Raw genomic sequence first — 25491 nt, forward strand, 5'->3', positions numbered from 1 at the left:
GCTCGTGCCTCACGAGGCTCGCGTTGGCGGCCAGCTGATCGCGCAGCCGCACGATCGTCTGCGGCTCACTCAGCAGGCGCATCCGGTCGGCCTTGCTCAGGCGCTCGGTGTCCTGGTCGGCCAGCAGGCCCTTCACCAGCAGGCGACGCGCCTTGCCGCGGCTGCCCCAGCCGGTGTTGCGCGGGCCCATCGCACCGCGCACCACGTCGAACAGCCACGGGTCGCTCAACGCATCGCGGAACTGGCGCAGCGGCGCCGCGCGGCGCGCGTGGGCCCAGGCCCGGCGCAGCACGGTCGGCGCCGAATGCTCTTCCGGCGTCAGCAGCAGCTTGCTGGCAAGCAGGCGCTTGCCCAGGCCGGAGCGACTCGTCAGCACCACCAGCGGCACCGCCAGCAGCAGCGGCAGGCCCATCGGCGCCAGCCACAGCGTGGCCTGCGGCTGCACCCACAGCACCAGCGCCGACAGCAGGGCCACGCCACCGCTGATGAACATGAAGCGGCGCGCCGCATCGGCCCAGCCGATGTCGCTCGCTTCGCGCGGCGGCGATTTCCAGTCCAGCTTCAGGCCGGTCAGCGCGACGATCACGAACAGCGTGTGCGCCATCATCCGCACCGGCGCCTGCAGCACCGAGAGCCCGCCTTCCAGCAGCGCGCCCTGGATCAGCGCGGCGGTGCCGCCGTAGCGGCGCTGCTGCTTCGTCATCACGATCGCGGCCACGCCCATCACGCGCGGCATCGCCAGCATCACCGCGGTGGCCACCCACAGCAGCGCCATCTCGACCGGCAGCTCGCGCGCCGAACCGAACACCGGGTGGCCGCCGAACATCCACAGCCCCGCGCCCAGCAGCACGAAGGCCAGCCACAGCGGCGCCGACAGGTAGGCGAGAGCGCCGGTCAGCAGCATCGCGCGGTGCACGCCGTGCAGGCCGGGCTCGGCGATCAGGCGGGCGTTCTGCAGGTTGCCCTGGCACCAGCGGCGGTCGCGCTGCAGTTCTTCCAGCAGGTTGGGCGGCTGCTGTTCGTAGCTGCCGTGCAGGTCGTGCACCAGCCACACGTGGTAGCCGGCACGGCGCATCAGCGCGGCTTCGACGAAATCATGCGACAGGATCTCGCCGCTCAGGCCGCCATGGCCCTTCAGCGGCGCGAGGCCGCAGTGCTTCATGAAGGGCTCGACGCGGATGATCGCGTTGTGGCCCCAGTAGTGCGATTCGCCCAGCTGCCAGTACTGCATGCCGGCGGTGAACAGCCGGCCCGCGACGCGGCCCGAGAACTGCTGCGAGCGCGCATGCACCGTGTCGAGCCCGCAGGCCTGCGGCGCGGTCTGCAGGATGCCGGCGTTCGGGTTGGCTTCCATCAGCCGCACCAGCTTGACGAGGCAGTCGCCGCTCATCACGCTGTCGGCATCCAGCACCACCATGTAGCGGTAGTCGCGGCCGAAGCGGCGGCAGAAATCCGCCACGTTGCCGGCCTTGCGCTTGGTGCGGATGGTGCGCCAGCGGTAGTAGATGCGATCGGCCAGCCCGCTCTCGGCGCGCAGTTCGGCCCAGGCGGCCAGCTCGGCGGCACGGATCTCGGGGTCGTTGGTGTCCGACAGCACGTAGACGTCGAACAGGCTCGATGCGCCGGTGGCGGCCAGCGATTCGACGGTCGCGCGCAACCCGGCGAACACGGTGGAGACCTGCTCGTTGCAGATCGGCATGATGATCGCCGTGCGGGCGCCCTTGTGGATCGGCTCGTTGCCGACCGAGGCCGCCGACATCGCATGCCGGTCGCCGCGCCATAGCACCCAGAAGCCCATCATCGCGGTGAAGAACCCCGCCGACACCCAGGCGAACAGCAGCGCGTACAGGCCGATCTGCAGGTTGCGCAGCCAGGCGCTCTCGTGCGGCGGCAGCACGTTCGCGAGCAGCGCGGTGGCACCGGCGGCCGACAGCGCGACCAGGCCGAGCAGCACGCGGCGGCGCGACTTGGCAGCAAGCTCCCAGGCTTCGGGGGCCGCTGGCGGCTCAGCCGCAGCGGTGGCGCGCGCGCCGGGTTGAACGAGGCGGCCCAGGCCGGCCAGCGAGTCGACCAGCAGGTCGCCCAGGCTGCGCGTGAAACCACGCCACGGCTGAGCCACCATCGAGCCGCGGTTCATGCGCGGCATGCTGGCGCCCGGTGCGGATCGGTCGGCGCTCACTCGGGTTGAATGATCGTGGTCCATGTTTCGGTCAGGGCGTTGTCGCCGGTTTGGAGGAAGGCTCGCAGCTCGGCGGGTTGCGAGAGCTGGAGGCGGTTGACGCGCACGGTCATGCGCCAGGTGCCTGTCGCCGGGTTGCGATAGGCGTTGCGTTCGACGATCTGGGCGTTGCTGCCCGCGCTGACGACGGCCTTCACCGCCGCATCGGCCGGCAGCGCGCGCAGGGCGGGGCCGTCGAAATCGACGACGTACTGCACCTCGCGCGGATCCAGCACCGTCTTGCGGTCGACGAAGCCGTGGCCGCGCCGGGTCTGCACCGTCCAGCCGGCCGGCGGGCGCTGCTGGCGCTCGCCCTGCCACTGCATGCGGTAGGCGAAATCGATCGGCTGGCCGGGCGCCGGCACGCTGTCGGGCACCCAGTACGCGACGACGTTGTCGTCGGTCTCGTCCGGCGTGTGCAGCTGCAGCAGCTCGACGCGGCCCGGGCCCCACTTGCCTTGCGGCGTGACCCACACGCTCGGGCGGTGCTCGTACTGCGCCTCGGTGTCTTCGTAGCTGGTGTAGGTGCGGTCGCGCTGCATCAAGCCGAAGCCCTTCAGCTCGGCCATCGAGAACGAGGTCACCAGCGTGTTCTTCGGGTTGACCAGCGGGCGCCACAGCCATTCGCCGCCGCCCTTGCCGTCGCCGGTGGCGAGCATCAGGCCGTCCGAGTCGTGCACCTCGGGGCGGAAGTCGCCGGCCTTCGGCTGGTTCTCGCCGTGCGCGAACATGCTGGTCAGCGGCGTCAGGCCGAGCGTCGCGACACCGGCGCGCAGGAACAGGCGGGCCTGCACGTCGATTGCCGTCTCTTCGCCGGGACGCAGCGTGATGCGGTACGCGCCGGTCGCGCGCGGCGAATCGAGCAGCGCGTGGATCACCAGCGTGGTCGCCTGCGGCGCCGGGCGCTCGATCCAGAACTCGCTGAAGCGCGGGAACTCCTCGCCGCTGCCGCCGACGGTGTCGATGCCCAGCCCGCGCGCCGACATGCCGTAGTGCTGGCCCTTGCCGAGCGCGCGCAGGTAGCTGGCGCCCAGGAAGACGACCAGCTCGTCCTTGTAGGCCGGGTTGTTGAGCGCGTAGTGCACGCGGAAGCCGGCAAAGCCGAGGTCGCCCCAGCCCTTCTGCGTCAGCTTGTTCTTGCCGTAGTCGAAGTCATTGCGATCGAACGCGATGTGGTTGACGCGGCCGTCCGGCGCGATCTCGTTGATCGACACCGGCTGCGTCTGGAACTTGCCGAGGTGGAAGAAGGCCAGCTCGAACGGCAGGTTCTCGCGGCGCCACAGCGACTTCTGCGGGTTGAAGCGGATGTCGCGGTACTGGTCGTAGTCGAGGTTCTTCAGCTCGTCGGGCAGCTTGACGGTGACCGGTGCATAGGGACGGGCGGCCGCCTGGCGGGCGCGCTCGGCGACGTCGTCGAAGCCGAAGGCCATCGCCTGGCCGGCCAGGGCCGCGAGGCTGAGTGAAACCAGCGCGCGAACCCATGTCGCGGATCGGCGAACGGTGGAAGCGGTGAGCGCGGGGAGACCGGGGGAAGCGAGCAAAACGTGGTTCCTGTCTGGCAAAACAAGGCCGTGAAAACGGCCGCGATGCCTTGACAGCGCAACGCTTGTGCCAGCAGAAAAAGTCGTTTGTTATCAACGACTTGCCGCGAGTAACAAAGGGTTTGCCCGTATCTGACGCCGAAACGATCGTCCGGACCGGTGTTTTTGTCGCCATGCAGCGACAGCGCAGTCGAGCGTCTGCGCCAAGTGCCTGTCGCACAACGACTTTTCGGCTGTCACCGGATGGCGACAGCCGATGTCGCCCGCTCAGCGATCGCGCACCAGCGTCCCGACCGGCGCGGCGGCGTCACCGAGCATGAACACCGTGTAGACCTTGGTCGCCTGCAGGTTGGCCTCGTCGGCGAGGAACAGCCGCGCCGCCGCGGCCGGCGAGGTCACTTCCAGCCGGACCGGGTTGCCGACCACGAGGCTCGTGCTCACCGACGCCTGGCCGAACGGGATGTCGCTCGCGACCAGGCCGTAGTCGGCCGTCAGCGTCGCGTTGCCGCCCAGGCCGTTCACGCCGTGCACCAGGCGCAGCTTCGCGTTGCCGGCGCCGGCCGGCTTGTTGTTGTCCTGCAGCACGAAGGCGCTCGGCGCGGCCGCCGTGCCCAGCACCATCAGCGTCACGTCGGCGCCAGGCACGGCGGTGAACGCCGGCAGCGCGATCGCCGCACCGCCATTCACGCGCAGTTCACCGGTCACCGCGCCGGCCGGCATCGTCGCGTACGGCACGATCGCCGGCGACGTGATGCCGCTCGACAGCGCGACACCGTTCGCCTGCACCGAGACCGCGCCGCCGGCCGCCACGCCCGCCACCACGCGCACGCGGGCCAAGGTGTTCTTCTGCGCCACCGCCTCGGCGCGCTGGTTCAGCAGCAGGCCGTGCACCAGCACGCCGCCCGGCGTGGCGGTGACCACCACGGTGGCGATCTGCTGGTCGGCCAAGGCCACCGACGGCAGGTCCAGCCGCACGTCGGCCTTGTTGCCGGCGCCCGTCACGACGATGCGCCACGCGCCCTTCACGAACTCCTTGTAGATGCTCAGCGTGTCGGTCGGGATCGCGGAAAACGCCGCGCTCTGGTCGGCCAGGCTGGCATCGGCCGGGAACACGTAGAGGTCGAGCGCGCCCGCCTCGACCGCGCCGTTCAACAGGCGCAGCTTCGCCTGGCCCGCCGTCGGCGCCGCTTCGGCGTCGTTCAGGTACATCGCGCGCAGCGAGGTCTCGGTGCTGTAGGCCACCAGCGTGTGGTTGCCGTTCCCGGACACCGTGCGGCTCACGCTCACCGCGGTGGAGGCCGAGCCGCTGCGCTTCAGCGCCATCGTCACCGTGCCGGCGCCGATCTCCGGCGAGTACGCGCCAGCGGTGAACGACGCGGTGTCCTTCGTCTGCAGCACGTCGTTGGCGTAGAAATCGAGCGCCGCGTAGTCGGTCGTCGCGTTGACCAGGCGCACCCGGCCGGTCCCGCCGCCATCGTCGCCGGAGCCACCGCCGCAGCCGGGCAGCGCCACGGCGGCCGCCAGCGTCGCGAGCAGGGTGGCCGCAGCCAGGCCCCAACGGGTGAAGAACTTGTTCATCGATGCGTTTCCAGTCAGATCTGTAAATGTGCAATTGGCACATTCACTGTAGATTCCATGACACACGATGACAAGCCCCGGGAAACCGGGGATTGCGAAAGCGTGATCAAATGTGCATGTTGCACATTGACAGGCCCTAGATGACGACGCCGGACGACACCGAGGCTGCCTTCCAGCAGGCGCTTGAGCGGCTGCTGCTGCCGCTGGCGCAGCTGTGCCTCGACCGGGGCCACGGCTTCCCGCTGCTGGCCGAGGCGCTGAAGCGATCGCTGGTGGCGGCCGCGCGCGAGGCGCATTCCGGCGCGCAGGCGAGCCGCGACATCAGCCGCATCAGCACCACCACCGGCCTGACGCGCCGCGAGGTGACGCGCATCACGCACGCCCCGTCGGCCGAGGCCCCGGCGCGCAGCTCGCCGGCCACCCAGGTCTTCACGAAGTGGATGGGCAGCCGGCGCCTGCAGGACAAGGACGGCCACCCGAAGGCGCTGCCGCGCCAGGGCAAGGCACCGAGCTTCGAGGAGCTGGCGCGCTCGGTGACGCGCGACGTGCACCCGCGCAGCCTGCTCGAGGAGCTGTGCCGGCTCGGCCTCGCGAGCTTCGACCCGGTGACCGACACCGTGACGTTGGAGCGCGATTCCTTCGTGCCGAGCGCCGACCAGTCGCGCCTGCTCGGCTTCGTCGGCCACAACGTCGGCGACCACCTGGCGGCCGCGGTCGCCAACCTCGCGGCCGGCAGCGCCGGCGAGAAGCCGCCCCACTTCGAGCAGGCGCTGTTCGCCGACGGCCTCGGCGCCGACTCGGTCGCGCAGCTGCGCGGGCTGGTCACCGAGCAATGGCGCGGGCTGATGGCCGCGCTGGTGCCGCAGCTCACCGACATGATCGACGCCGACGAGCGCGCGCACCAGGCCGGCGACCCGCCGCTGCGCCGGGTCCGCATCGGCCTGTACACCTTCCATGCCGATGCGCCCGCGGCGGCAGCCCCTTCACCCGACGAGCCCGACCCATCGTGAACAACCGCCCCTCGAGCCATTCGCCCCGCCGCCGCCTCACCGCGGGGCTCCTGGCCGCCGCGCTGCTGATCACCCACCTGGCCGGTTGCGGCGGCGGCGTCGACAGCGGCGGCACCGGCATCATCGCGTCCGGCCCGATCAGCGGGCTCGGCTCGATCTTCGTCAACGACGTGCGCTTCGACGACGACAGCGCCGAGATCCGCGACGAGCAGGGCGCGCTGCTCACGAAGGACCAGCTGAAGCTCGGCATGACGGTGATCGTCGAGGGCGGCACGCTCGACACCAGCGGCACGCAGGCCACCTCGACGGCGCTGGCGATCCGCGTCGTCAGCGACCTGGTCGGGCCGGTGGCCTCGGTCGATGCGGTCGCCGGCAGCTTCGTCGTGCTCGGCCAGACGGTGATCGTCGGCGCGCGCACGCTGTACGACGGCAGCCTGGCCGGCGGCTTCAGCGCGCTGGTGCCGGGCATGACGGTGCAGGTGTATTCGCAGTACGACCCGCTGACGCGCCAGTACGCGGCCACGCGGGTCGAGCAGCTGCCCGATGCGTCGTTCTACAAGATCCGCGGCGTGGTCGCGGCGCGCGATCCGCAGGCCCCGAGCCTGACGCTGGGCAGCGAGGTGATCGGCGTCGGCAGCGTGGCCGGCAACGCGGTGCCGCCGGCGGACATCGGCGATTTCCTCAGCGTGCGGCTGCTGCCGGACAACGCGCAACTGGCCGCCACCTCGGTGCGCACCGCCGACCTGATGCTCAGCGACCACCCGGTGGCGCGCGTCGAGGGCACGGTGACCGAGATCGTCAGCTCGCGCAGCTTCAAGGTGAACGGCATCGCGGTGGACGCCGTCGGTGCGCACTTCGACGGCGACGAGGCCAAGGTGGCGCTGGGCGCGCGCGTCGGCGTGTTCGGCGCCACGCTGGCCGGCACGCTGGTGGCGGCGCGCGTCATCGTGCACGACGACAGCGTGCCGGCGATCGCGAGCTTCGCGCTGGTCGGCGCGGTGCAGGAGCTCGACGCGGCGGYGCGCAGCTTCCGCATCCGCAACACGCCGGTGGTGTTCGACGATGGCACCACGTTCAGCGGCGGGGTGGCGGGCGACCTGGCGGACGGCCGGCGCGCCACCGTGACCGGCGTGCCGTCGCTGGACGGCACGCGGATCGTCGCGACGCAGGTGACGTTCGCGGCACCCTGACGCCAAAGGCCCTGCGCAAGCGGGCCGAGCGCCGGGCCGCCCCAAGCCGGCCCGCATCCCCCCGGGGGATCGACCGGCGTACCCGCCGGGCGAGGGGCTGTCATAAATGACAGATTTGTCATCCAGGCGTCAGCCAGCGGCCCGGGCGGCGTCACTAAACTCCGGGGAATGCGCGTCCTGATCATCGAAGACGAACCGAAAACCGCCGACTACCTGCGCCGCGGGCTGACCGAGCAGGGCCACGTCGTCGACGTCGAGCACAACGGCATCGACGGCCGCCACGCGGCGCTGGAGGGCCGGCACGACGTGATCGTGCTCGACGCGATGCTGCCCGGCATCGACGGCTTCGAGATCCTGCGCGACGTGCGCCGCGTGAAGCAGGTGGCGATCATCATGCTGACCGCGCGCGACGGCATCGAGGACCGCGTGCGCGGCCTGCAGGACGGTGCCGACGACTACCTGGTCAAGCCGTTCTCGTTCCTCGAGCTGAGCGCGCGGCTGCATGCCCTCTCGCGCCGCAGCCGCCAGACCGAGCCGACGACCATCACCATCGGCGACATGGTGCTCGACCTGCTGGGCCGCAAGGTGCAGCGCGGCGGCGACCGCATCGACCTGACCGCCAAGGAGTTCTCGCTGCTGACCACGCTGGCGCGCCGGCCGGGCCAGGTGCTGTCGCGCACCGAGATCGCCGAGCTGGTGTGGGACATCCACTTCGACAGCAACACCAACGTCGTCGAGGTCGCGGTGAAGCGGCTGCGCGCCAAGCTCGACGGCCCCTACCCGCTCAAGCTGCTGCACACGATGCGCGGCATGGGCTACGTGCTCGAGGCGCGCGCGGCGGAGGGCACGGCATGACGCGCCGGCTCGCGGTGCGGCTCACGCTGATGTTCGCGGGCTGCGCGGCGGTGGTGTTCCTGGTCGGCGGCTGGGCGCTCTACCGCATGCTGAACGGCGGGATGATGGAGCAGGTGCGCGGCGAGATGCGGCTGCGCGCCGGCTGGGCCGAGTCGATCGTGCTGCGCGTGCAGGACGAATCGCAGTGGCGGTTGTGGCTCACGCCGAAGTTCAACACGCTGGAGATGGAGCGCAGCGACGTGCGGCTGTGGGTCGTCAGCGACGACTCGACCTTCCGCTACGGCCCGCGGCGCGCCGACATCGAGGCGCTGGCGATGGCCGGCGGCTTCGGCGAGCTGGACGAGCCCGGCCACCCCTGCAAGCTGCTCACGTGGACGCGCCACCTGCCCGCCGACGGCGACCGGCCCGCGGTGACGCTGGTGCTCGTGAAAGACCCGCTGCGCTTCCTGCAGACGCTGGAGGACTTCCGCTTCGCGCTGATCGGGCTGGGTGCGGTCGGCGTGCTGGCGGTGGCCCTCCTCGGCTACGGCATCGCCCGCGTGGGGCTGCGGCCGCTGCAGCGGCTGAGCCGGCAGGCGCAGGCGCTCGACCCGAACCACCAGGAGCAGCGGCTCGACCTGCAGCCGATGCCCGCCGAGCTGTGCGACCTGACCGCGTCGTTCAACGGCGCGCTGGCGCGGCTGGAGACGGCCTACCAGCAGCTGGAGGCCTTCAATGCCGACGTGGCGCACGAGCTGCGCACGCCGCTCACCAACCTGATCGGCCAGACCCAGGTGATGCTGACGCGCGAGCGCAGCGCCGACGAGCTGGAGGAGGTGCTGCGCTCCAACCTCGAGGAGATGGAGCGGCTGAAGGGCATCGTCAACGACATGCTTGCGTCGAGACGGCGCTGCTGCGGCGGGCGCTCGGCAACCTGCTGCAGAACGCGATCGAGCATTCGACGCCGGGCGACGAGATCGTCGTCGAGGTCGCGCGCCTGCTCGACGCGCCGGAGCAGATCCGCGTGGCCGTCAGCAACCCCGGTGGCCCGATCGACGAGCAGCACCTCACGCACCTGTTCGACCGCTTCTACCGCGTCGACAGCGCGCGCCGCAACCCGGGCGGCAACCACGGGCTGGGCCTCGCGATCGTCAAGGCGATCGCGCTGATGCACCGCGGCTCGGTGTTCGCGCGCTCGCAGGCCGGGCGCAACACCTTCGGTTTCACGTTGACCGCCACCTGACAAAAACGTCATCTGCGCGACAGGGTCCTGTGCGGGTCAGATTTCTAAGATGCCTTCACTACCAACCCATACGTGAAAGGTACCGAGATCATGAAAGCAACCCTCGCACTGAGCATCGCCGCCCTGGGCCTCACCGTGCTGTCGCAAGCCGCGCGCGCCGACACCGACACCGCCGCCAACTCGGCCTACAACACGCCGTCGACGCTGACGCGCGCCGAAGTGCAGGCCGACCTGGCGCTGTGGCAGCGTGCCGGTCTGGAAGCCGCCGCCGGCCGCGAAAGCTTCGACCCGACGCGTCCCGACATCGCCAGCCGCCTGGCGCAGTACAAGCAATGGCGCAGCGGCTCGGAATACCGCAACGAACTGGCCCGCCTGCAGGACAAGGCCATGACGGCGCAGGCCGCGTCGGCACGCACCGCCAACTGAGCTCCGCCGCCCGTCAGGCCGCGAGGCTGGGCACCGGGCGGCAGGCCGAGGCCAGCGCGACCAGGTTCGGGTCGCGCTGCCTCGCCCGCAGGTAGTTGAGCCCGATGCGCTGGCGCACCTGGTAGCGCGACTGCAGCGGGATCAGCTCCACCTTGCCGCCGAGCACGTCGCGCACGCGGCCCGGCAGCAGCGTGCAGCCGAGGCCGCCGCCGACCAGGTGGATCAGCGTGAAGATGTCGCCGACCTCCATCGCGAGCTTCGGCACGAAACCGGCGTTGCGGAACGCGGCGTCGAAACCCTCGCGCGTGACGAAGCCTTTGCGCAGCGTGATGAAGCGTTCGTTGGCGCAGGCCTGCAGGTCGACCGCGCCGAGGCGGGCATAGCGCGAGCCGATTGGCGCCGCGAAATACATCGGGTCTTCGAACAGCGCGAGCGATTCGATGTCCGGCTCTGCCGGCGGGATCGCCATCAGCGCGGCATCCGTGGTGCCCGCGCGCAGCTGCGCGAGCAGGTCGGCATTCGAGCCCATCACCAGTTCGGCCTGCACGTCCGGGCGCAGTTGCCGCATGTCGGCGACGAGCCGCGGCACCGTCTCGACCCCCAGCGAATAGAGCGAGCCGATGCGGATGCGTGCGCCCGACCAGCCGCCGGCTTCCCGCGCGGCCTGCACGCCGTCGCCGATCAGTTTCAGCGCGGCGCGCGCGGCATCGGCCAGCACGCGGGCTGCCTCGGTGGGCAGCAGATCACGGCCTTCGTGGCGGAACAGCGCGCAGTCGAGCGCGTCTTCGAGCGAATGCAGTGCGCGGTGCACGCTGACCGTGCTCACGTCGAGTTGCTCGGCGGCGCGCCGCAGGTTGCTGCTCTCCATGTAGGCGAGCAGCATCTCCAGCTTGCGCAGCGTGATTTCTTCCATCAGTGCCATGGCACGGTCCTCCCTGTGTTTTCGATGGATGCTAGCGACGGCGCGCCGCCGAGGTTGCTACGCAATGTTCCGTTCGTTGCAAGGCGCGCGCGGGGTGGGCCGCGGCGGTGGAAAGGCGCCTTCGCAGTGCGGCGGGTAGACCAGCGAAGGCAGGTTCAGCAGGTCGTCGGTCCAGCCGGTCCGTTTCCACGCGCGCAAATGCGGCCTGCGGCCGCTGGAGCGCTCGACTTTCACCTCACGACGGCGACAGGAGATCGGGTCGATGAAGTAGAGGCGCTGCGCACCGGAATCGATCAGCTCGATGGCGGTGACCACCTGCAGCTGCCACATCAGCGAGCCGACGCAGCTGAACATCAGCCCGACGTGGGTGATCGCGCGGTGCGTGGGGTTGACGGTGGGGCGGAGGGTGATGAAGTTGATGAGGAGTTCGGGCATCGAGGCACCTGGGTTGGCAAAGGGCCAAAGGCCGATCGCGAACTGCCAGCGAACGGATCTCGTCGCGAATGCTATCAATTGACACGTGTCTTAAGGCAACGCGACAGACAAAGTCGCGCCGATGCGTCCCAGCCGAAATAACCTCCTCGTCCAAGCCCTGGGCGTCGTTCTGAAGGAGCGACGCAACGAGCTCACGATGACGCAGGAAGGACTCGCAGCAGCGGCAGAGTTGGACCGGCCGTACATCACGATGATGGAAGCTGGCAAGAAGCAGCCGTCGGTGAGCGTGCTGTGGAAGCTGGCGGCAGGAGTGCAACTCAGCGCGGCGGAGTTGGTAGCTCGGGTTGATGAGAAGTTGGCGGCGCTTCAGGCCGTGGCTCGGAGGGCTGGCAAGAAGACAGCCACTTCTCGGGATTCAAATCCCCGAACTTCCAATACCTCTTGATCAGCCCGTGGGTGTCGCCCAACCACCGGCCGCCCCATCGCCGGTCAAAACAAGCAGCCCCGCAAGCTCGCTGTCGCCCAATTGCCTATGCTCTGGCGCAGGTGGCCGAAGTGCCCGAGCAAGACTTTCGCTACCACGATGCAGACGCCAAGCACGAGGTCGCACTGTTCGTCGGGCAGATCGAAAGCGCCATGCACGGGCTAGTCCCGTCTCATCGGGAAAACCGTTCGCATCGCCTCGACGTAAGGCGGCCGGCGGCAAACGCTCGAGTTCCCGCCCACATCACGACACGCCTCGGCGCTCGATCAGCGTGCCGGTGTCTCGCTGGCACGCCATCGCGAATGGCTGTCCGACATCCTGCGACGCGGGGCTTGAATTCGGCCGGCACCTCGACCTTCCAAGCGTTACACCTCGCCGGTCAACACACCACCCTCCCGAGCCGTTGGATGCCCCATCAACGACTCCGGATGCGCCCATGCACCCCGTCACCCGAATCCTGTCGCGGCTCGCCGCCGCGGCCTGCCTGGCCTTCGCCCTCACCGCCTGCGGTGGCGGTGGCGACGACGGCAGCGTCACCTTCGACATCGGCATCATCGTCGCGGGGCAACCGCTCAGCAGCGGGCACATCCACTCCGGCTCGTCGCAGAGCATCTCGGTCTGGGCCGGTGATTCGCTGCAGCTCGATGCCAGCGAGCCGGTCGTGTGGTCGCTGCAGGTCGCGGGCACCTCGGTCAGCGGCAGCGGCACCACGGTGTACTACGGCGGCATCGGCGTCACGATCGACACCATCAGCGCGTCGCGCATCCTCGTCGACACCTTCGATACCAGTGCCTTCAGCACACCGGTCGCGCTGACCTTCACCGCCACCTCCACGTACGACGCCGCCGTGGTGTCCGTCGTGACGGTGTACGTCTACTACTGAACCAGCTCGCCGGCGCCCGATCGCCGGGGCTTCACGCTCAGGTCACCATCAACGACGTCGTCCCCGACTGCCCCGGCTGGTACAGCCGCAGGCGCACGTGGTACGTGCGGCCCTTGAAGAGCTTGTACGTGATGCTCGCGTTGCGGTCTTCGCCGCTGTCGTCGTCGGCGGCCAGGAAGCTCGGCTTGCCGCCGATTTCCTCGAACAGCGCGAGCAAGGTGTCGGTCGCGCCCTTGGTCGCGATGGTGTACTTGCGCGACACCGTCGGCTTGAAGGTGCAATCGATCTGCTGGCCGGCCGCCAGGTCGGCAGCGATCGACTGGAACGGCTGCAGCACCGTCGGCACCGGCGCATTGCCGGGGTACCACTTCACGACCCAGGTCTTGTCGGCACTCGACAGCGTGCCCGGCGGCACCAGGCCCTCCAGGTCGTACTTCTGCGGCTCGTCGATCAGGCCGGGCTCGAACTCGTACTCCATGATCGAGTCCGGATCCCAGGCGGAACCCTGCACCTGCTGCGTGTCCAGCTTCTCGAGGATGTTGTGGAAGGTGGTCGCACGCGACCAGCTGTTCGGCGGTGCCGCCAGCGAGGCATACACCGCTTCCTCGTGCCACTTGATCCCGGCGAACGGGTTCTGGTGTTCGTGCTCCATGCCGAACACGTGGCCGAGCTCATGCAATGCCGTGCCCCGGCCGTACGGCGTCGTGAGGTCCCAGCCGTAGACGGTGGTCGGCTCGGTGAGCGGGATCTTCAGGACGTCGCGGCCCACCGCCGATGCGGAACTGCCATCGGCCAGCGAGTAACCGATGCGCACCTCCGCCTCGCTCAGCGAATCGACCTCAACGAACTCCAGGCCGATGCCGACCGCCTTCCAGGTGTCGAAGGCGTGACGCACCGCATCGGCCTGCGACTTCGGAACCGCAAAGTGCGACCCGCCGCTGAAGAAGCAGTAGTGCAGCACCGTGCGGTTCGCCCACTTCGAGCGACCGGACAGGATCGCCGCGGCACGCCGCGGATCGGCCATCACCGCATCGGACAGCTTCGGCCTGGGCCGCGGCGGCGTGCTGCACAAGGGCTTGGCCAGCCTGCCGTGAGGCGTCGATCCACCGCCATGACTGCTGCGTGACGTGCCCATGCGAATCTCCTTGATGCTGCTGGTAGGAGGGCCTCCACAGATTAGTCAGCACACGCCCGCATTTCCATCATCAACCGAGAGGAGCGAGCGACCGGCGGTCGGGCGCCAGCAACGCCGCCGCGCAATGGGTGAAGCGCTTCACGCTGCGTGCCGCTTGTCGATCAAGCCGCAGGCCGAAACGGCCGATATGTCCGCAGTCCCGGGTCCATTCCCGGACGCGGGCACCTGCGCACAAGGGACGTGGCGATGAAACGGATCAGGCAGTTGTTGATCGGCACCGCCCTCGGCATGCTGGCCGCATGCGGCGGCTCGGGTGGGGGCAGCAGTGGCAGTACCACGACTGCGATGGGCGACAGCTCGGTCGGAAATTCGATGGGCAACGCACCCGCGACGAGCACCGTGTCGGGTGTGGTGGCCGACAAGCATGGCGTGGCGATCCAGGGCGTGCGGGTCACCGTGTTCCACCACAACGACCACACGACCCGCACTGCCACCACCGATGCCGACGGCCGCTATGCGATCGCCGGGCTGAGCGCCGGCGTCAATGCGGACTACGCGGTCTACGCGCAGCAGGCCGGTCTCGCCTTCTACCCGTCGGTCGGCGACGCGGCCGGCTCGGTCACGAAGATGGATTTCAACGGGCTCTACCGCACCGTGATCCGCTTCGCGACACTGCCGACGCACGATGTCGCGAACGCGGACTTCACCGCCTCGCGCGCAGGCGACCGGATGGCGAGCCTGCCGCGCACCGGGCAGTCAACGAGCTTCGCGGCCGGCGATGACGGCTCGTTCGCGCACGGCGTCGCATGGCCCGGCACCCGGTTCATCGACAACGCCGACGGCACCGTCACCGATGCGCTGACCGGCCTGGTGTGGCTGAAGAACGCCGGCTGCTTCAACGCGACCGACTGGCCGACGGCGCTCGCCGAGGCCGCGCAACTGGCCAGCGGCGCCTGCGGCCTGAGCGACGGCTCGGCCGCAGGGCAATGGCGCATGCCGAACGCGAACGAACTGGAGAGCCTGGTCGACGTGTCGCAGGCCGGCCCGGCGGTGGCGAGCGGCCATCCGTTCACCGGCATTGCCGTYGCCAACGCGTACTGGAGCTCGACCACCTACATGGCATTGACGAGCAGCGCGATGGCCATCCGCTTCAGCGACGGGCGCTGGATCAACGGCGCGAATGCGGCCGACGGCGGCATGAGCAACGTGAAGGCCGGTTCGGCGAATTCGCTGTGGGCGGTGCGCTCGGGCGCCGCCGGCGCCGTGCAGTTGCTGGCCACCGGCGTGTACGCCGGCATCGGCGGCGGCTCGTTCGGCACTGCCGACGATGCCGCCCTGCAGACCGGCGCGCCCCTCACCTCGCCGCGCTTCATCGACAACGGCGACGGCACGCTGGCCGACACGGTGACGGGCCTCACTTGGCTGAAGAAGGCCGATTGCATCCAGCAGCCCTGGTCGGGGGCGCTGGCGGCGGTGAACGCGCTCGCGAGCGGCCAATGCGGCCTCGCCGAYGGATCGGCCGCCGGACAGTGGCGCCTGCCCAACCGCGCCGAGATGCTGAGCCTGTCGGACCGCGCGCCGACCTTCCCGCAGGCCTCGTACCTGAATGGCCAGTACCAGGCCAGCACGGCGGTCACTGGCCCCGCGGTGTTCGACAACTTCATCGTCTCGGACTACTACTGGTCCTCGACCACCAGCGCCGCAGACACCAGCGAGGCGTGGGCCGTCTACAGCTGCGACTTCGGCGTGTACAACGTCGCGAAGTCCGAGCTGCGCTACGCACTCGCCGTGAGGTAGTGCCCCGATATAGTCCGCTGCTGTACGCAGCAGACAGGAAGGACGCGGGGCATGCGCCGATTCGAGCTGGTCGAGGGAACATCGAGCAAGTTCTGGGAGGTGGCCGTGGCCGGCAGCGATGTGACGGTGCGCTTCGGCCGCATCGGCACCAACGGCCAGGCCAAGACCAAGTCGTTCGCGAGCGCCGCCGCAGCGCAGACCGAGCACGACGCGCTGGTGAAGGAAAAGACCGGCAAGGGCTATCGCGAGGCCGGCGTGGCTGCCGGGGCGACGCTGGCGGCGGTCGCTGCGCCCGTTGCGGCGCCCGCCGCTCCGAAGGCCGCTGCTGCGCTGCCCCCGCCCGCAACACCGAAGACCCCACCGCCGCCCGCCGCCGACACCGCACCGATCGAGTGGCCGCAAGGCGGCTTCGAGTGGAACGACGCCCTGCGCAAGGCCATGCCGGTGGTGCGCGGCATCCATGCACCGGCATTCCCCGATGGCCGCAGCCTGCTCGCCACGCCCGTCACCGTGCGCGACCTCCAGTACAGCCACCGCACATCGGAGTTCACCGCGCTGGCCTCGCAACTGAACCGCGACTGGACGCAGTGGAATGCCGCCACCTTCCCCGACCACACCGGCGCCGATCGCCTGGCGCAGGCCGACCCGGACTTCTGGCTGGAGCTGTGCGCCCAGTGCATGCACGGCAACGTCCTCCACCAGGGCGACATCTACGGCACGCATGGCCTCAGTTGGGCCACTCAGGTCGGCATCGCGCTGCACGGCCTGCCGTTCATGATCGAAACCGCACTCGACCTGGCGCGTGGCTCGCAGCCGCACGCGTTCGCGCTGAGCCGTGTCATCGGCTCGCAGTTCAAGCTGCTGCGCGCCGCGATCGCCGCTGCCGACGACACCGTGCACGATGCCGCCGTCGCCACGCTCGAGCGGCAAGCCGCTGCCACGCCGCTCGACCGCTTGCTGCGCGCCGTGCTCTGCCCGCATCGCACCGACTGGGCCCTCGCCAGCATGGCCGAGGATCCGGCCGACGACGATCTCTACCTGCGCGACACCGTCGTGCCGGCCGATGCCATGCGGCGCTACCTGCAGGCGGCCGCGCCGTACTACTACAAGCTGGAGCGCGCGCTGGTGCTGCAGATCCACCTGCACGGCGCCGACGCCTTCGAGCTGCTCGCCGACCTGCTGCGCCGCGCCGACGACCGCGAGAACAGCGAGAAATTCACCGCGCTGGTGCTGCGCATGCGCCTGCCGCAGAGCCTCTCGCTGCTGACCGAGCTGATCGAGCGCAAGGACGCGCGCGCTGCGCTCGACAAGCTGTCGGAGCGCTACCCGGCCGCCACGCTGCAGTGCGTGATCGGTCATGCGCTCGCCACGCGCTCTCGGCTCGCTGAAGGCTGGGCGGTGCGGCTCGCGTTGCGCGAACCCGCCGCGCTGGCCCAGGCGCTGCCCACGCTGGCCGATGGCGAACGCGAGCGCTTCCAGGCGCTGCTCGATGCACTGCAGAGTGCCGAGGCGTCGCCCGAGCAGTTGCCGCCGCTGCTGGTCGAGCCACCATGGCTGCGCAAGGCGCGCGCCACCGATCTGCCGACGCTCGACATCGCGGCCGGTGCGACGCCTGATCGCATCGAATGGACCGCCGATGAACGCACGCGGCATGCGGCCCACCAGGTCAACCCCTGGCGCAGCAAGCAGTCGCCGAGCCCGACCGGCTACGCGCTGAACGAGATGCAGATCACGCCCGAGGGCCAGGTGCGCGTGATGGCCGGCCAGCTGCTGCTGCCCGACGACTTCAAGATCACGAAGACCTATTTCTACGGCCAGACGCCCGAAGTGGTGCTGCTGTTCCCCGAGGCCGCCGCGCTCGCGCTGTGGAGCAGCTACCCGTCGAAATACTGGTACTCGTTCAGCGACAACAGCGCGCCGATCCGCGCCATCCTCGCGCGCCATGGCGAGGCCGCGGTGCCGGGCTTCATCGGCTACGTGCAGTCGTACCCGATGCCGACCCGCTGCTGGTCCTGCCCGCGCGCATGCCGAAGCTGCCGGTGTTCTTCGTCGCGCCGGCCCTGCGCCGCCCACTGCTGCGCGATGGCGGYGAGGCGCTGCCGACCAACGCCATCGAGCACATCGGCTCGATGCTCGCGATCAGCCGGCTCGAAGCGCCCTACCCCGGCCTCGCGATCGTCAAGGAGCTCTGCACGCCGAGCTCGCTGGCCGAGTTCGCGTGGGACCTGTTCGAGGCCTGGATCGCCGCCGGCGCGCCCAGCAAGGACGGCTGGGCCTTCGCCGCGCTCGGCCTGCTGGGCGACGACGAGACTGCGCGCCGGCTCGCACCGCGCATCCGCGAGTGGCCCGGCGAATCGGCGCACCAGCGCGCGGTCACCGGGCTCGACCTGCTGGCCGCGATCGGCAGCGATGTCGCGCTGATGCACCTGAACGGCATCGCCGGCAAGGTGAAGTTCAAGGCCTTGCAGGACCGCGCAAAGGAGAAGATCGCCACGGTGGCCGAGGCGCGCGGCTTCAGCGCCGCCGAGCTGGCCGACCGGCTGGTGCCCGACCTGGGGCTCGACGAGCACGGCGCGCTGGCGCTCGATTTCGGGCCGCGCCGCTTCTTGGTCGGCTTCGACGAGACGCTGAAGCCGTTCGTGAAGGATGCGCAGGGCGTGCGCCTGAAAGACCTGCCGAAGCCGATCAAGAGCGACGACGCCGCGCTGGCCGAGGCGGCAACCGATCGCTTCAAGCAGCTGAAGAAGGACGCCAAGGCCATCGCCAGCCTGCAGGTGACGCGGCTCGAGATGAGCATGGTCGAGCGGCGCCGCTGGACGGCGGCCGATTTCAGGCTGTTCTTCCTCGAACACCCGTTGATGCGCCACCTGGCGGCGCGCGTGGTGTGGGGCGTGTACGAAGCCCGCGAGGACGATCCGGCCGGCACGCTGGCCAGCGCCTTCCGCGTCGCCGAGGACTGGACGCTCGCTGACGGCGACGATGTGCAGACCCCGCTGCCCGACGACGCCAACGTCGGCATCGTCCACGTGCTGGAGATGCCGGCGCCGATGCAGGCCGCGTTCGGCCAGGTGTTCGCCGACTACGAGATCCTGCAGCCGTTCAAGCAGCTCGGCCGCGAGACCTACCGGCTCACGCCCGATGAGTTGCAAGGCACCGAGCTGAAGCGCTTCGAGCAGAAGACGGTGGCCACCGGCAGCGTGATGGGCCTGGTCAACCGCGGCTGGGAGCGCGGCGCCGCGCAGGACGGCGGCTGGGTCGGCTGGTTCACGAAGCGCGTGGCCGGCGGGCTCGAGGTCGAGCTCGAACTGGACCCCGGCACCGTGATCGGCGACCTGAGCTACGAACCGAAGCAGCGCATCCCGAAGATCGTGCTGCGCCAGGCCGGCACCTGGGCCCAGCAAGGCCATGTGAAATTCGAGCGGCTCGACCCCATCATCGCGAGCGAGGTGCTGCGCGACGCCGACCTGCTGGCGCCGCTGCCATGAAGAAGGCGCCCCTCGGCCTGGTCTGGCCCGGCGGCGGCTTCCAGTGGGCGCCGGAGTGGCTGGCGCTGCTGCCGGTGATGCGCGGCGTTCACATGCCTGCACCCGCACCGTCGGCGCCGCAGAGCCCCGCCATGGCGCTCGAAACCGCCTTGGGAGGCACCTTGCCCCAGGCCTACGCGGAGTGGTTCGCACGCTTCGAGCCGCTGCGTGACGCGGTCGCCTGCGCCGACGAGGCCGGATACGAGGCCGCGCTCGCGGTGGCGCAGCGCGGCAGGACGGGTTCTTCGCCGGCCGGCCGCGCCTGCGCCTTCGTCTTTGCGCACCTCGGCGAGTGGACGGCCGAATGGCTGGCTGCCCACAGCAAGGAGCCCTACGGGCATGCAGTGCTGGGCTGGTCCGCGATGCAGCCGGCCGACTTTCTCGCGCATGCCGCGGCACACCCCTGGCTCGACCATGCCACGTTGACGAAGGGCATGCTGCTGCAGTTGAAGCTGCACGGTGAGGCGGCACTGGAGGTGCTGGCCTGGTTCATCCGCACGCGCCTCACGTCGCGCGACCCGAAGCTCGCGACGCAGGCCCTCAAGCTCGCGGCGCAGATGCGGGTGCCCGGCCTGCTGCCGCTGCTCGCGGCGCAGTCGGACCACAAGAAAGTGCGCGACGCGCTGGAGAAGCTGGCGAAGACCCATCCGGTGGCGGTGCTGTTCACGGTGATCCGCCATGCGATGGCCGGGCGCAGCCGGGCCGCCGAGACCTGGGCCTTGCGGCTGGCGCATGAGTGGCCGGAGGCCTTGCCGGCCGCGCTGGAAGCGCTGGAGCCGGCGCTACGCAGCCGCTTCGAGAGCGCGGTGGCGGCGCTGAATCCGGTGGAAGCACCCGACGAGGCCTTGCCGACCATCCTGCGCGAACCGCCGTGGCTGCGCGCCGATCGGCCGGGGCAGTTGCCGGTGCTGGACGTCCCCGTCATCGCGACGCCCGAGGCCCTGGCGTGGCAGCAGGATCTGCTGGAGCGCATGAAATCCTCGGCACGCCAACTGAACCCCCAACGCGATGCGCACGGCTTTCCGGCAGAGCTGAAGCTGACCGATGCGGGCGCGCAGCGCCTGCTGGCAGGCCAGCCGCTGCAGGACGGCGACACCTCGGCGAGCTACGTCTCGATGTCGCTGCTGCTCGACGCGCCGCAGGCCGCGCAGCTCACGCTGTGGAACAGCTTCCCGCCCGAGCGCTGGATGCTCAGCCCATGGAGCCTCGACGCCGAACACATCCTCGCCCGCTTCGGCGTGGCAGCGATCCCCGGCATGGTGGCGGTCCTGTCGACCCATCAGGGCAAGGGCCCGCGCATCGCGCTGCTGATGGACACGCCCTGGCTGGTGCCCCGCATGGCGAAGCTGCTGCGGCAGTCGCGCATGCACCGCAGCGGCGCCGCGGAGTGGATCGCGAAGTTCCCTCGCACGGTGATGCTGCGGGCGCTGCCCGCGGCGTTCGCGGCGCAGCACAGCGCGGAGCGCGACGATGCGCGCCACGCGTTGCGCTGGAGGGCGGAGCAAGCAGGCGGGCGTATCGCGCTGCTCGAAGCCGCCACGGTCTACGGCGAGGCGATGACCCAGGCCGTCACCGCGCTGCTCGCCACCGACCCGCTGGACATCCTGCCCGGCGAGATGCCGCCGTTGCCGCCCTTCTGCGACGTGGCCACGATGCGCCGCCCGCAGCTGCAGGCCGGCGGCGCGCTCAGCGCCGCGGCCACCGGGCACCTCGTGCGCATGCTGATGATCGGCCGGCCCGATGCGCCCTACCCCGGCGTCGCCCTCGTGCAGGCCGCGTGCACGCCCGCGAGCCTGGCCGAGTTCGCCTGGGACCTCTGCGACGCGTGGATCGCGGCCGGTGCGCCCGGCAAGGACAGCTGGGCCTTCCGCACGCTGGGCCTGCTGGGCAACGACGAGACGGCCCGCCGCCTGATCCCGCGCATCAACGACTGGGCGGGCGCGCCGGGCACCCGCGGCCGCGCCGAGTCCGCGCTCGACCTGCTGGCCGCCATCGGCACCGACGTGGCGCTGATGCTGCTGAACACGCAGGCCACCAAGGGCCGGCACAAGCGCGTGCAGCTGCGCGCCGCCGGGATGATCTCGGCGGTGGCCGATGCGCGTGGGCTCACGCTCGATGAACTCGGCGACCGGCTGGCGCCGACGCTCGGCCTCGACGAACCCGATGCGGCGGTCTTCGATTTCGGCCCGCGCACCTTCTCCCTCAACTTCGACGAAACCCTGAAGCCCGTCGTGCGCGACGCACGCGGCCTGCGCCTGAAAGACCTGCCCAAGCCGCTGAAGGCCGACGACGCCGCACTCGCCGGCCCGGCGGCCGAGCGCTTCAAGCAGTTGAAGAAGGACGTGCGCGCCATCGCCAGCCTGGAGATCACGCGGCTGGAGCGCGCGATGCGCAACGCCAGGCGCTGGCCGCTGCCCGAGTTCCGGCGCTTCTTCCTGGCCCATCCGCTGATGCGCCACCTGGCGACGCGCCTGGCCTGGGCCACCTACGACGGGGGCACGCTGCGCCAACCCTTCCGCGTGGCCGAGGACTGGACGCTCGCCGATGCGGCGGACGAACGGCTCGCGCTGCCCGAAGCCGCGCAGATCGGCATCCTGCACGTGCTCGAACTCGATGCGCCCGCGAAGGCGCAGCTCGGCCAGCTGTTCGGCGACTACGAGATCCTGCAGCCGTTCAAGCAGCTGCAGCGCGAGACCTACGCGCTGACGCCGCAGGAGCGGCAGCAGAGCACGGTCAAGCGCTTCGAGAACCGCGATGTCGCGACCGGCGCCGTGATCGGCCTGGACCCGAAGGGCTGGGAGCGCGGCGGCGCGGAAGACGGCGGCATGGTCCGCGAGTACGCGCGCGACGCGCCCGGCGGCCTGCGCATCACGCTGCGCTTCAGCCCCGGCATCTTCGTCGCCGGCGGCATGATGGAGCCGCGCCAGTCGCTCGAGTGGCTCACGCTCGCGCGCCGCTCGGCCGAAGGCACCGTTGAAGCGGTATCGTTCGACGCACTCGACCCGGTGTCCGCCAGCGAGATGCTGCGCGACATCGACCTGCTGAACCCAGCGCTTTCACAGCCCTCGCCATGACCGACCGCACCACTGCCATCCGAAGCCAGCGCCCGCCCGCCGAGCAGCTCTACGCCGACGAGCTGGCCCAGCTCGCGAAGCACGACAGCGGCCCGGTGCCGCCCGGCTGGCGGCTGTCGATGAAGGCGGTGATGCGCTTCATCGGCGGCGCGCCCGGCATCCGCCGCAAGATCGTCTGCGCGCCGAGCCTGCTCGAGCGCGCGATGGTCACGCTGGCCTCGAACCGCGCGCTGCTGCTGGTCGGCGAGCCCGGCACCGCGAAGAGCCTGTTGTCGGAGCTGCTCGCGGCGGCCATCAGCGGCACCAGCACGCTGACCATCCAGGGCAGCGCCGCCACCACCGAAGACCAGATCAAGTACGGCTGGAACTACGCGCTGCTGCTCAACGAAGGCCCGAGCCCGCGCGCGTTGGTGCCGTCGCCGCTGTACCGCGCGCTGCGCGACGGCCGAATCGTGCGCTTCGAAGAGATCACCCGCTGCCCGCCGGAGGTGCAGGACGGCCTGCTGTCGATCCTCTCCGAGCGGCTGCTGATGGTGCCGGAGCTCGCCGACGACAACGCGGTGTTCGCCGCGCAGGGCTTCAACCTGATCGCCACCGCCAACACCCGCGACCGCGGCGTCAACGAGATGTCGGCCGCGCTGAAGCGGCGCTTCGCGTTCGAGACGGTGTTCCCGATCGCCGACTACGACGAAGAGCTCGCGCTGGTGCGCGCCGAGCTGGCGCGGCTGCTGGCGCAGGACCAGATTGCGGTGCAGCCGTCGGACGACGTGCTGGAGGTGCTGGTCACCACCTTCCGCGAGCTGCGCACCGGGCTCGACAAGGACGGCAACGCCGGCGAGCGGCTGTCGACCGTCGTCAGCACCGCCGAGGCGGTGAGCGTCGCGCATGCGGTGGCGCTGCGCGGCCACTACCTGCGCGGCGATGCCGGCCAGCCGGCCGACATCGTCGAGGCGCTGGCCGGCGCGGCCGCGAAGGACAACGCCGACGACCTGAAGAAGATCCGCCGCTACATCGAGCAGCGCGCCAGCCGCCGCAAGGGCGAGCACTGGCAGGCCTTCCACGCGGCGCGGCACCTGCTGCCGGAATGATGCCGACCGGCACCGTCCGCGTGGTCGGCGTGCGCCACCACAGCCCCGCCTGCGCGCGGCTGGTGGCGCAGGTCATCGCGCGAGAGCGGCCGCAGGCGGTGCTGATCGAAGGCCCGAGCGATTTCAACCCGCGCCTCGGCGAGCTGCTGCTCGACCATGAACTGCCGCTCGCGCTGTACAGCTACGCCAACGAAGACGGGCAGGCGGCGCAGTGCTGGTTCCCGCTGCTCGACCACTCGCCGGAGTGGGTGGCGCTGCGCGAGGGCCAGGCGGTGGGCGCGGCGCTGCGCTTCATGGACCTGCCGCACTGGCGCTACCGCGCGCTGCCCGATGCGCAGCGCCGCACCGCCGCTCAGCGCAACACGCGCTCGCGCTACGCGCAGGTGGTCGACCACCTGTGCCGCCGCTTCGGCTGCGACAGCGACGACGCGCTGTGGGATCACCTGTTCGAATCGCAGCCCGCCGACGCCGCACCAGACGAGCTGTCGCGCAAGCTCGACCTGTACTTCGCCGAGCTGCGCGGCGACGAGGCCGGCACCCCGCAGGACCAGGCGCGCGAGGCCCACATGGCGCAGTGGATCGCGTGGGCGGCCGCCAATTTCGAGCGCGTGCTGGTGGTGTGCGGCGGTTGGCACAAGCCGGCGCTGGAAGGGACCCTTCGACAGGCTCAGGGCGAACGGGAGGGGGGCCCAGTGACCGATGAGCCCGAGGTGCCGCAACCGGCTGACGACCGCGCCGCCGGCTGCTACCTGGTGCCGTTCGAGTTCCGGCAGGTCGATGCGCTCGGCGGCTATGCCGCGGGGCTGCCGTCGCCGATGTACTACCAGTGGGTGTGGCAGCACGGGCTGCGGCCGGCCGGCGATCGCGCGGTCGCGACGATGGTGGCGCGGCTGCGCCGTGCGCAGGTGCCGCTGTCGACCGCCGACCTGCTGGCTTTCGAGCGCAGCGCCGCCGCGCTGGCCGCGTTGYGCGGGCACGCGGTGCCGCTGCGCGTCGACCTGCTCGATGCCCTGCAATCGGCCGTCGTCAAGGAGGCGCTGGAGGTGCCGGCCCCGTGGAGCAACGACCGCCGCCTCGGCACGCACCACCACCCGGTGCTGCGCGAAGCCCTGCTCGCGCTGACCGGCGACGGTGCCGGCCGCCTGCACGGCGACACGCCGCTGCCGCCCTTGCTGCACGACGTGCGGCAGCGGCTGGCCGCGCTCGATCTGCAGATCGAGCGCAGCGCCCACAAGCTGGTGCTCGACCGCCGCCGCGCCGAAGACACACCGCGCGCGCACCTGCTGTGGCAGCTGCGCTGCCTGCAGGTCAGCGGCGTGCAGCTGGTCGAGACGAAGGCGCCGCGTGCCGCGCGCGGCCTGGCCCGCGAGCTGGCCTTCGAGGAGCATTGGCGGCTGCAGCAGACCGAGCGCTGGTACCCCGACCTGATCGAGGCCGCGGTGCATGGCGCCACGCTCGAGGCCGCGGCACGCCAGGCGTTGCTGCGCCAGGTGGCCGATGCGCAGGGCGATGCAACCGTGCTCGCGCAATGCCTGATGCAGGCGATCCGCGCCGKKCTGCTCGACATGGGCCACGAGCTCGCGCAGCAATTGCGCCAGGGCATCGGCAGCAGCCACGACCACGGTGCACTCGCGCGCGCCGCGCAGTCGCTGGCCGCGATCATCGAGGCCGGCTTCTGGGGCAACGATCCGCGCGCGCTGCTCGAAGACACCCTCGCGCTGATGGCCGGCCAGCTGCTGTGGCTGCTCGAAGGCCGCGACGGCGTCGGCAGCCCGCAGCTGCTGGAGGCCGACGTGCGCGCCGCCGCCGTGTTCGACACGCTGCTGCGGCTGCACCTGCCCGCGCTCGATGCCGGCTTCGTGCGGCAGACGATGGCGCGCCTCGCGCGCAGCCCTTCGAAGCCACCGGCCCTGCGCGGCGCGGCGCTCGGTGTCGCGTACCAGCACGAAGCGTTGGCCGACGGTTCGCAAGCCGCGCGCGACGAGGTGATCGCGATCACCCGCGCGATGCCGCCGCGCGACGCGCTCGGCGATTTCCTCTACGGCCTGTTCTCGTGCGCGCGCGCGCTGGCGAGCGAGAGCGACGGCATCGTGCGCGCGATCCATGCGG

19 protein-coding genes and 1 pseudogene are annotated in these 25491 nt (G+C 70.6%); 14 read left to right on the forward strand and 6 right to left on the reverse strand.

The features are described 5' to 3' along the window. The 3 genes from mdoH to AC1D01_RS11170 form a co-directional block, all read right to left on the reverse strand. A partial coding sequence (mdoH, locus tag AC1D01_RS11160) for a glucans biosynthesis glucosyltransferase MdoH (protein ID WP_477866106.1) occupies positions 1 to 2179 on the reverse strand: 2179 nt, incomplete at its 3' end. Next, entirely contained in the window at positions 2176 to 3648 is a 1473-nt protein-coding gene (locus AC1D01_RS11165) for a glucan biosynthesis protein G (protein WP_477866108.1), read from the reverse strand. The genes mdoH and AC1D01_RS11165, both read right to left, overlap by 4 nt. Positions 3649 to 4026: 378 nt before the next feature. Continuing rightward, the gene (locus tag AC1D01_RS11170; RefSeq protein WP_477866110.1) at positions 4027 to 5337 is read right to left on the reverse strand and encodes a DUF4397 domain-containing protein; all 1311 of its coding nucleotides are present in this window, start codon (positions 5335 to 5337) and stop codon (positions 4027 to 4029) included. A gap of 140 nt (positions 5338 to 5477) precedes the next feature. On the opposite strand from AC1D01_RS11170, the gene AC1D01_RS11175 reads away from it, so the two are divergent. The 6 genes and pseudogenes from AC1D01_RS11175 (at position 5478) to AC1D01_RS11200 (ending at position 10040) form a co-directional block, all read left to right on the forward strand. Next, entirely contained in the window at positions 5478 to 6347 is an 870-nt protein-coding gene (locus AC1D01_RS11175; protein ID WP_477866112.1) for a DUF6502 family protein, read from the forward strand. Next, the gene (locus tag AC1D01_RS11180; protein WP_477866114.1) at positions 6344 to 7537 is read left to right on the forward strand and encodes a DUF5666 domain-containing protein; all 1194 of its coding nucleotides are present in this window, start codon (positions 6344 to 6346) and stop codon (positions 7535 to 7537) included. Before AC1D01_RS11175 ends, AC1D01_RS11180 begins: the two co-directional genes overlap by 4 nt. A gap of 168 nt (positions 7538 to 7705) precedes the next feature. Next, the gene (locus AC1D01_RS11185; protein WP_047500027.1) at positions 7706 to 8392 is read left to right on the forward strand and encodes a heavy metal response regulator transcription factor; all 687 of its coding nucleotides are present in this window, start codon (positions 7706 to 7708) and stop codon (positions 8390 to 8392) included. Positions 8393 to 8706: 314 nt separating this feature from the next. Beyond that, positions 8707 to 9210 (forward strand): annotated as a pseudogene (locus AC1D01_RS11190) (histidine kinase dimerization/phospho-acceptor domain-containing protein); the annotation flags it as partial. 110 nt (positions 9211 to 9320) lie between these two features. Then, positions 9321 to 9614: an ATP-binding protein gene (locus tag AC1D01_RS11195; protein WP_477866138.1), complete on the forward strand. Its 294-nt coding sequence runs from the start codon at positions 9321 to 9323 to the stop codon at positions 9612 to 9614. Between the two features lie 90 nt (positions 9615 to 9704). After that, complete coding sequence (locus tag AC1D01_RS11200) at positions 9705 to 10040, forward strand: DUF4148 domain-containing protein (protein WP_477866116.1); 336 nt, start codon at positions 9705 to 9707, stop codon at positions 10038 to 10040. A gap of 13 nt (positions 10041 to 10053) precedes the next feature. Here AC1D01_RS11200 and AC1D01_RS11205 read toward each other — a convergent pair whose 3' ends face one another. Next, positions 10054 to 10962: a LysR family transcriptional regulator gene (locus AC1D01_RS11205; RefSeq protein WP_477866118.1), complete on the reverse strand. Its 909-nt coding sequence runs from the start codon at positions 10960 to 10962 to the stop codon at positions 10054 to 10056. A gap of 57 nt (positions 10963 to 11019) precedes the next feature. Then, positions 11020 to 11397, reverse strand: a complete 378-nt coding sequence (locus AC1D01_RS11210; RefSeq protein ID WP_477866120.1) for a hypothetical protein — start codon at positions 11395 to 11397, stop codon at positions 11020 to 11022. 121 nt (positions 11398 to 11518) lie between these two features. Here AC1D01_RS11210 and AC1D01_RS11215 point away from each other — a divergent pair, with 121 nt between their 5' ends. After that, positions 11519 to 11842 carry a helix-turn-helix domain-containing protein gene (locus tag AC1D01_RS11215; protein WP_477866122.1) on the forward strand — a complete coding sequence of 108 codons (324 nt, stop codon included), beginning with the start codon at positions 11519 to 11521 and terminating at the stop codon, positions 11840 to 11842. A gap of 475 nt (positions 11843 to 12317) precedes the next feature. After that, positions 12318 to 12764 carry a hypothetical protein gene (locus tag AC1D01_RS11220; protein ID WP_477866124.1) on the forward strand — a complete coding sequence of 149 codons (447 nt, stop codon included), beginning with the start codon at positions 12318 to 12320 and terminating at the stop codon, positions 12762 to 12764. A gap of 37 nt (positions 12765 to 12801) precedes the next feature. On the opposite strand, the gene AC1D01_RS11225 is transcribed toward AC1D01_RS11220, so the two are convergent. Beyond that, a complete protein-coding gene (locus tag AC1D01_RS11225) occupies positions 12802 to 13899 on the reverse strand; it encodes a zinc metalloprotease (RefSeq protein ID WP_477866126.1) in 1098 nt (365 codons plus the stop codon). 246 nt (positions 13900 to 14145) lie between these two features. Between AC1D01_RS11225 and AC1D01_RS11230 the strand changes: the two genes are divergently transcribed. From AC1D01_RS11230 to AC1D01_RS11255, 6 genes are all read left to right on the forward strand, one after another. Next, positions 14146 to 15696: an Lcl domain-containing protein gene (locus AC1D01_RS11230; RefSeq protein ID WP_477866128.1), complete on the forward strand. Its 1551-nt coding sequence runs from the start codon at positions 14146 to 14148 to the stop codon at positions 15694 to 15696. Positions 15697 to 15747: 51 nt separating this feature from the next. After that, complete coding sequence (locus AC1D01_RS11235) at positions 15748 to 18117, forward strand: WGR domain-containing protein (RefSeq protein ID WP_477866130.1); 2370 nt, start codon at positions 15748 to 15750, stop codon at positions 18115 to 18117. Then, a complete protein-coding gene (locus tag AC1D01_RS11240) occupies positions 18117 to 19181 on the forward strand; it encodes a DUF4132 domain-containing protein (RefSeq protein WP_477866140.1) in 1065 nt (354 codons plus the stop codon). The genes AC1D01_RS11235 and AC1D01_RS11240 overlap by 1 nt, the downstream gene beginning before the upstream one ends. Then, positions 19178 to 22294, forward strand: coding sequence for a DUF4132 domain-containing protein (locus AC1D01_RS11245; RefSeq protein ID WP_477866132.1), 3117 nt, complete (start codon positions 19178 to 19180; stop codon positions 22292 to 22294). The genes AC1D01_RS11240 and AC1D01_RS11245 overlap by 4 nt, the downstream gene beginning before the upstream one ends. Continuing rightward, positions 22291 to 23382, forward strand: a complete 1092-nt coding sequence (locus AC1D01_RS11250; RefSeq protein ID WP_477866134.1) for an ATP-binding protein — start codon at positions 22291 to 22293, stop codon at positions 23380 to 23382. The genes AC1D01_RS11245 and AC1D01_RS11250 overlap by 4 nt, the downstream gene beginning before the upstream one ends. Continuing rightward, positions 23382 to 25491 (forward strand): DUF5682 family protein (locus AC1D01_RS11255; RefSeq protein WP_477866136.1); only part of this gene is annotated, 2110 nt, incomplete at its 3' end. The genes AC1D01_RS11250 and AC1D01_RS11255, both read left to right, overlap by 1 nt.

The sequence above is a fragment of the Rhizobacter sp. P3_B12 genome, assembly GCF_056402895.1.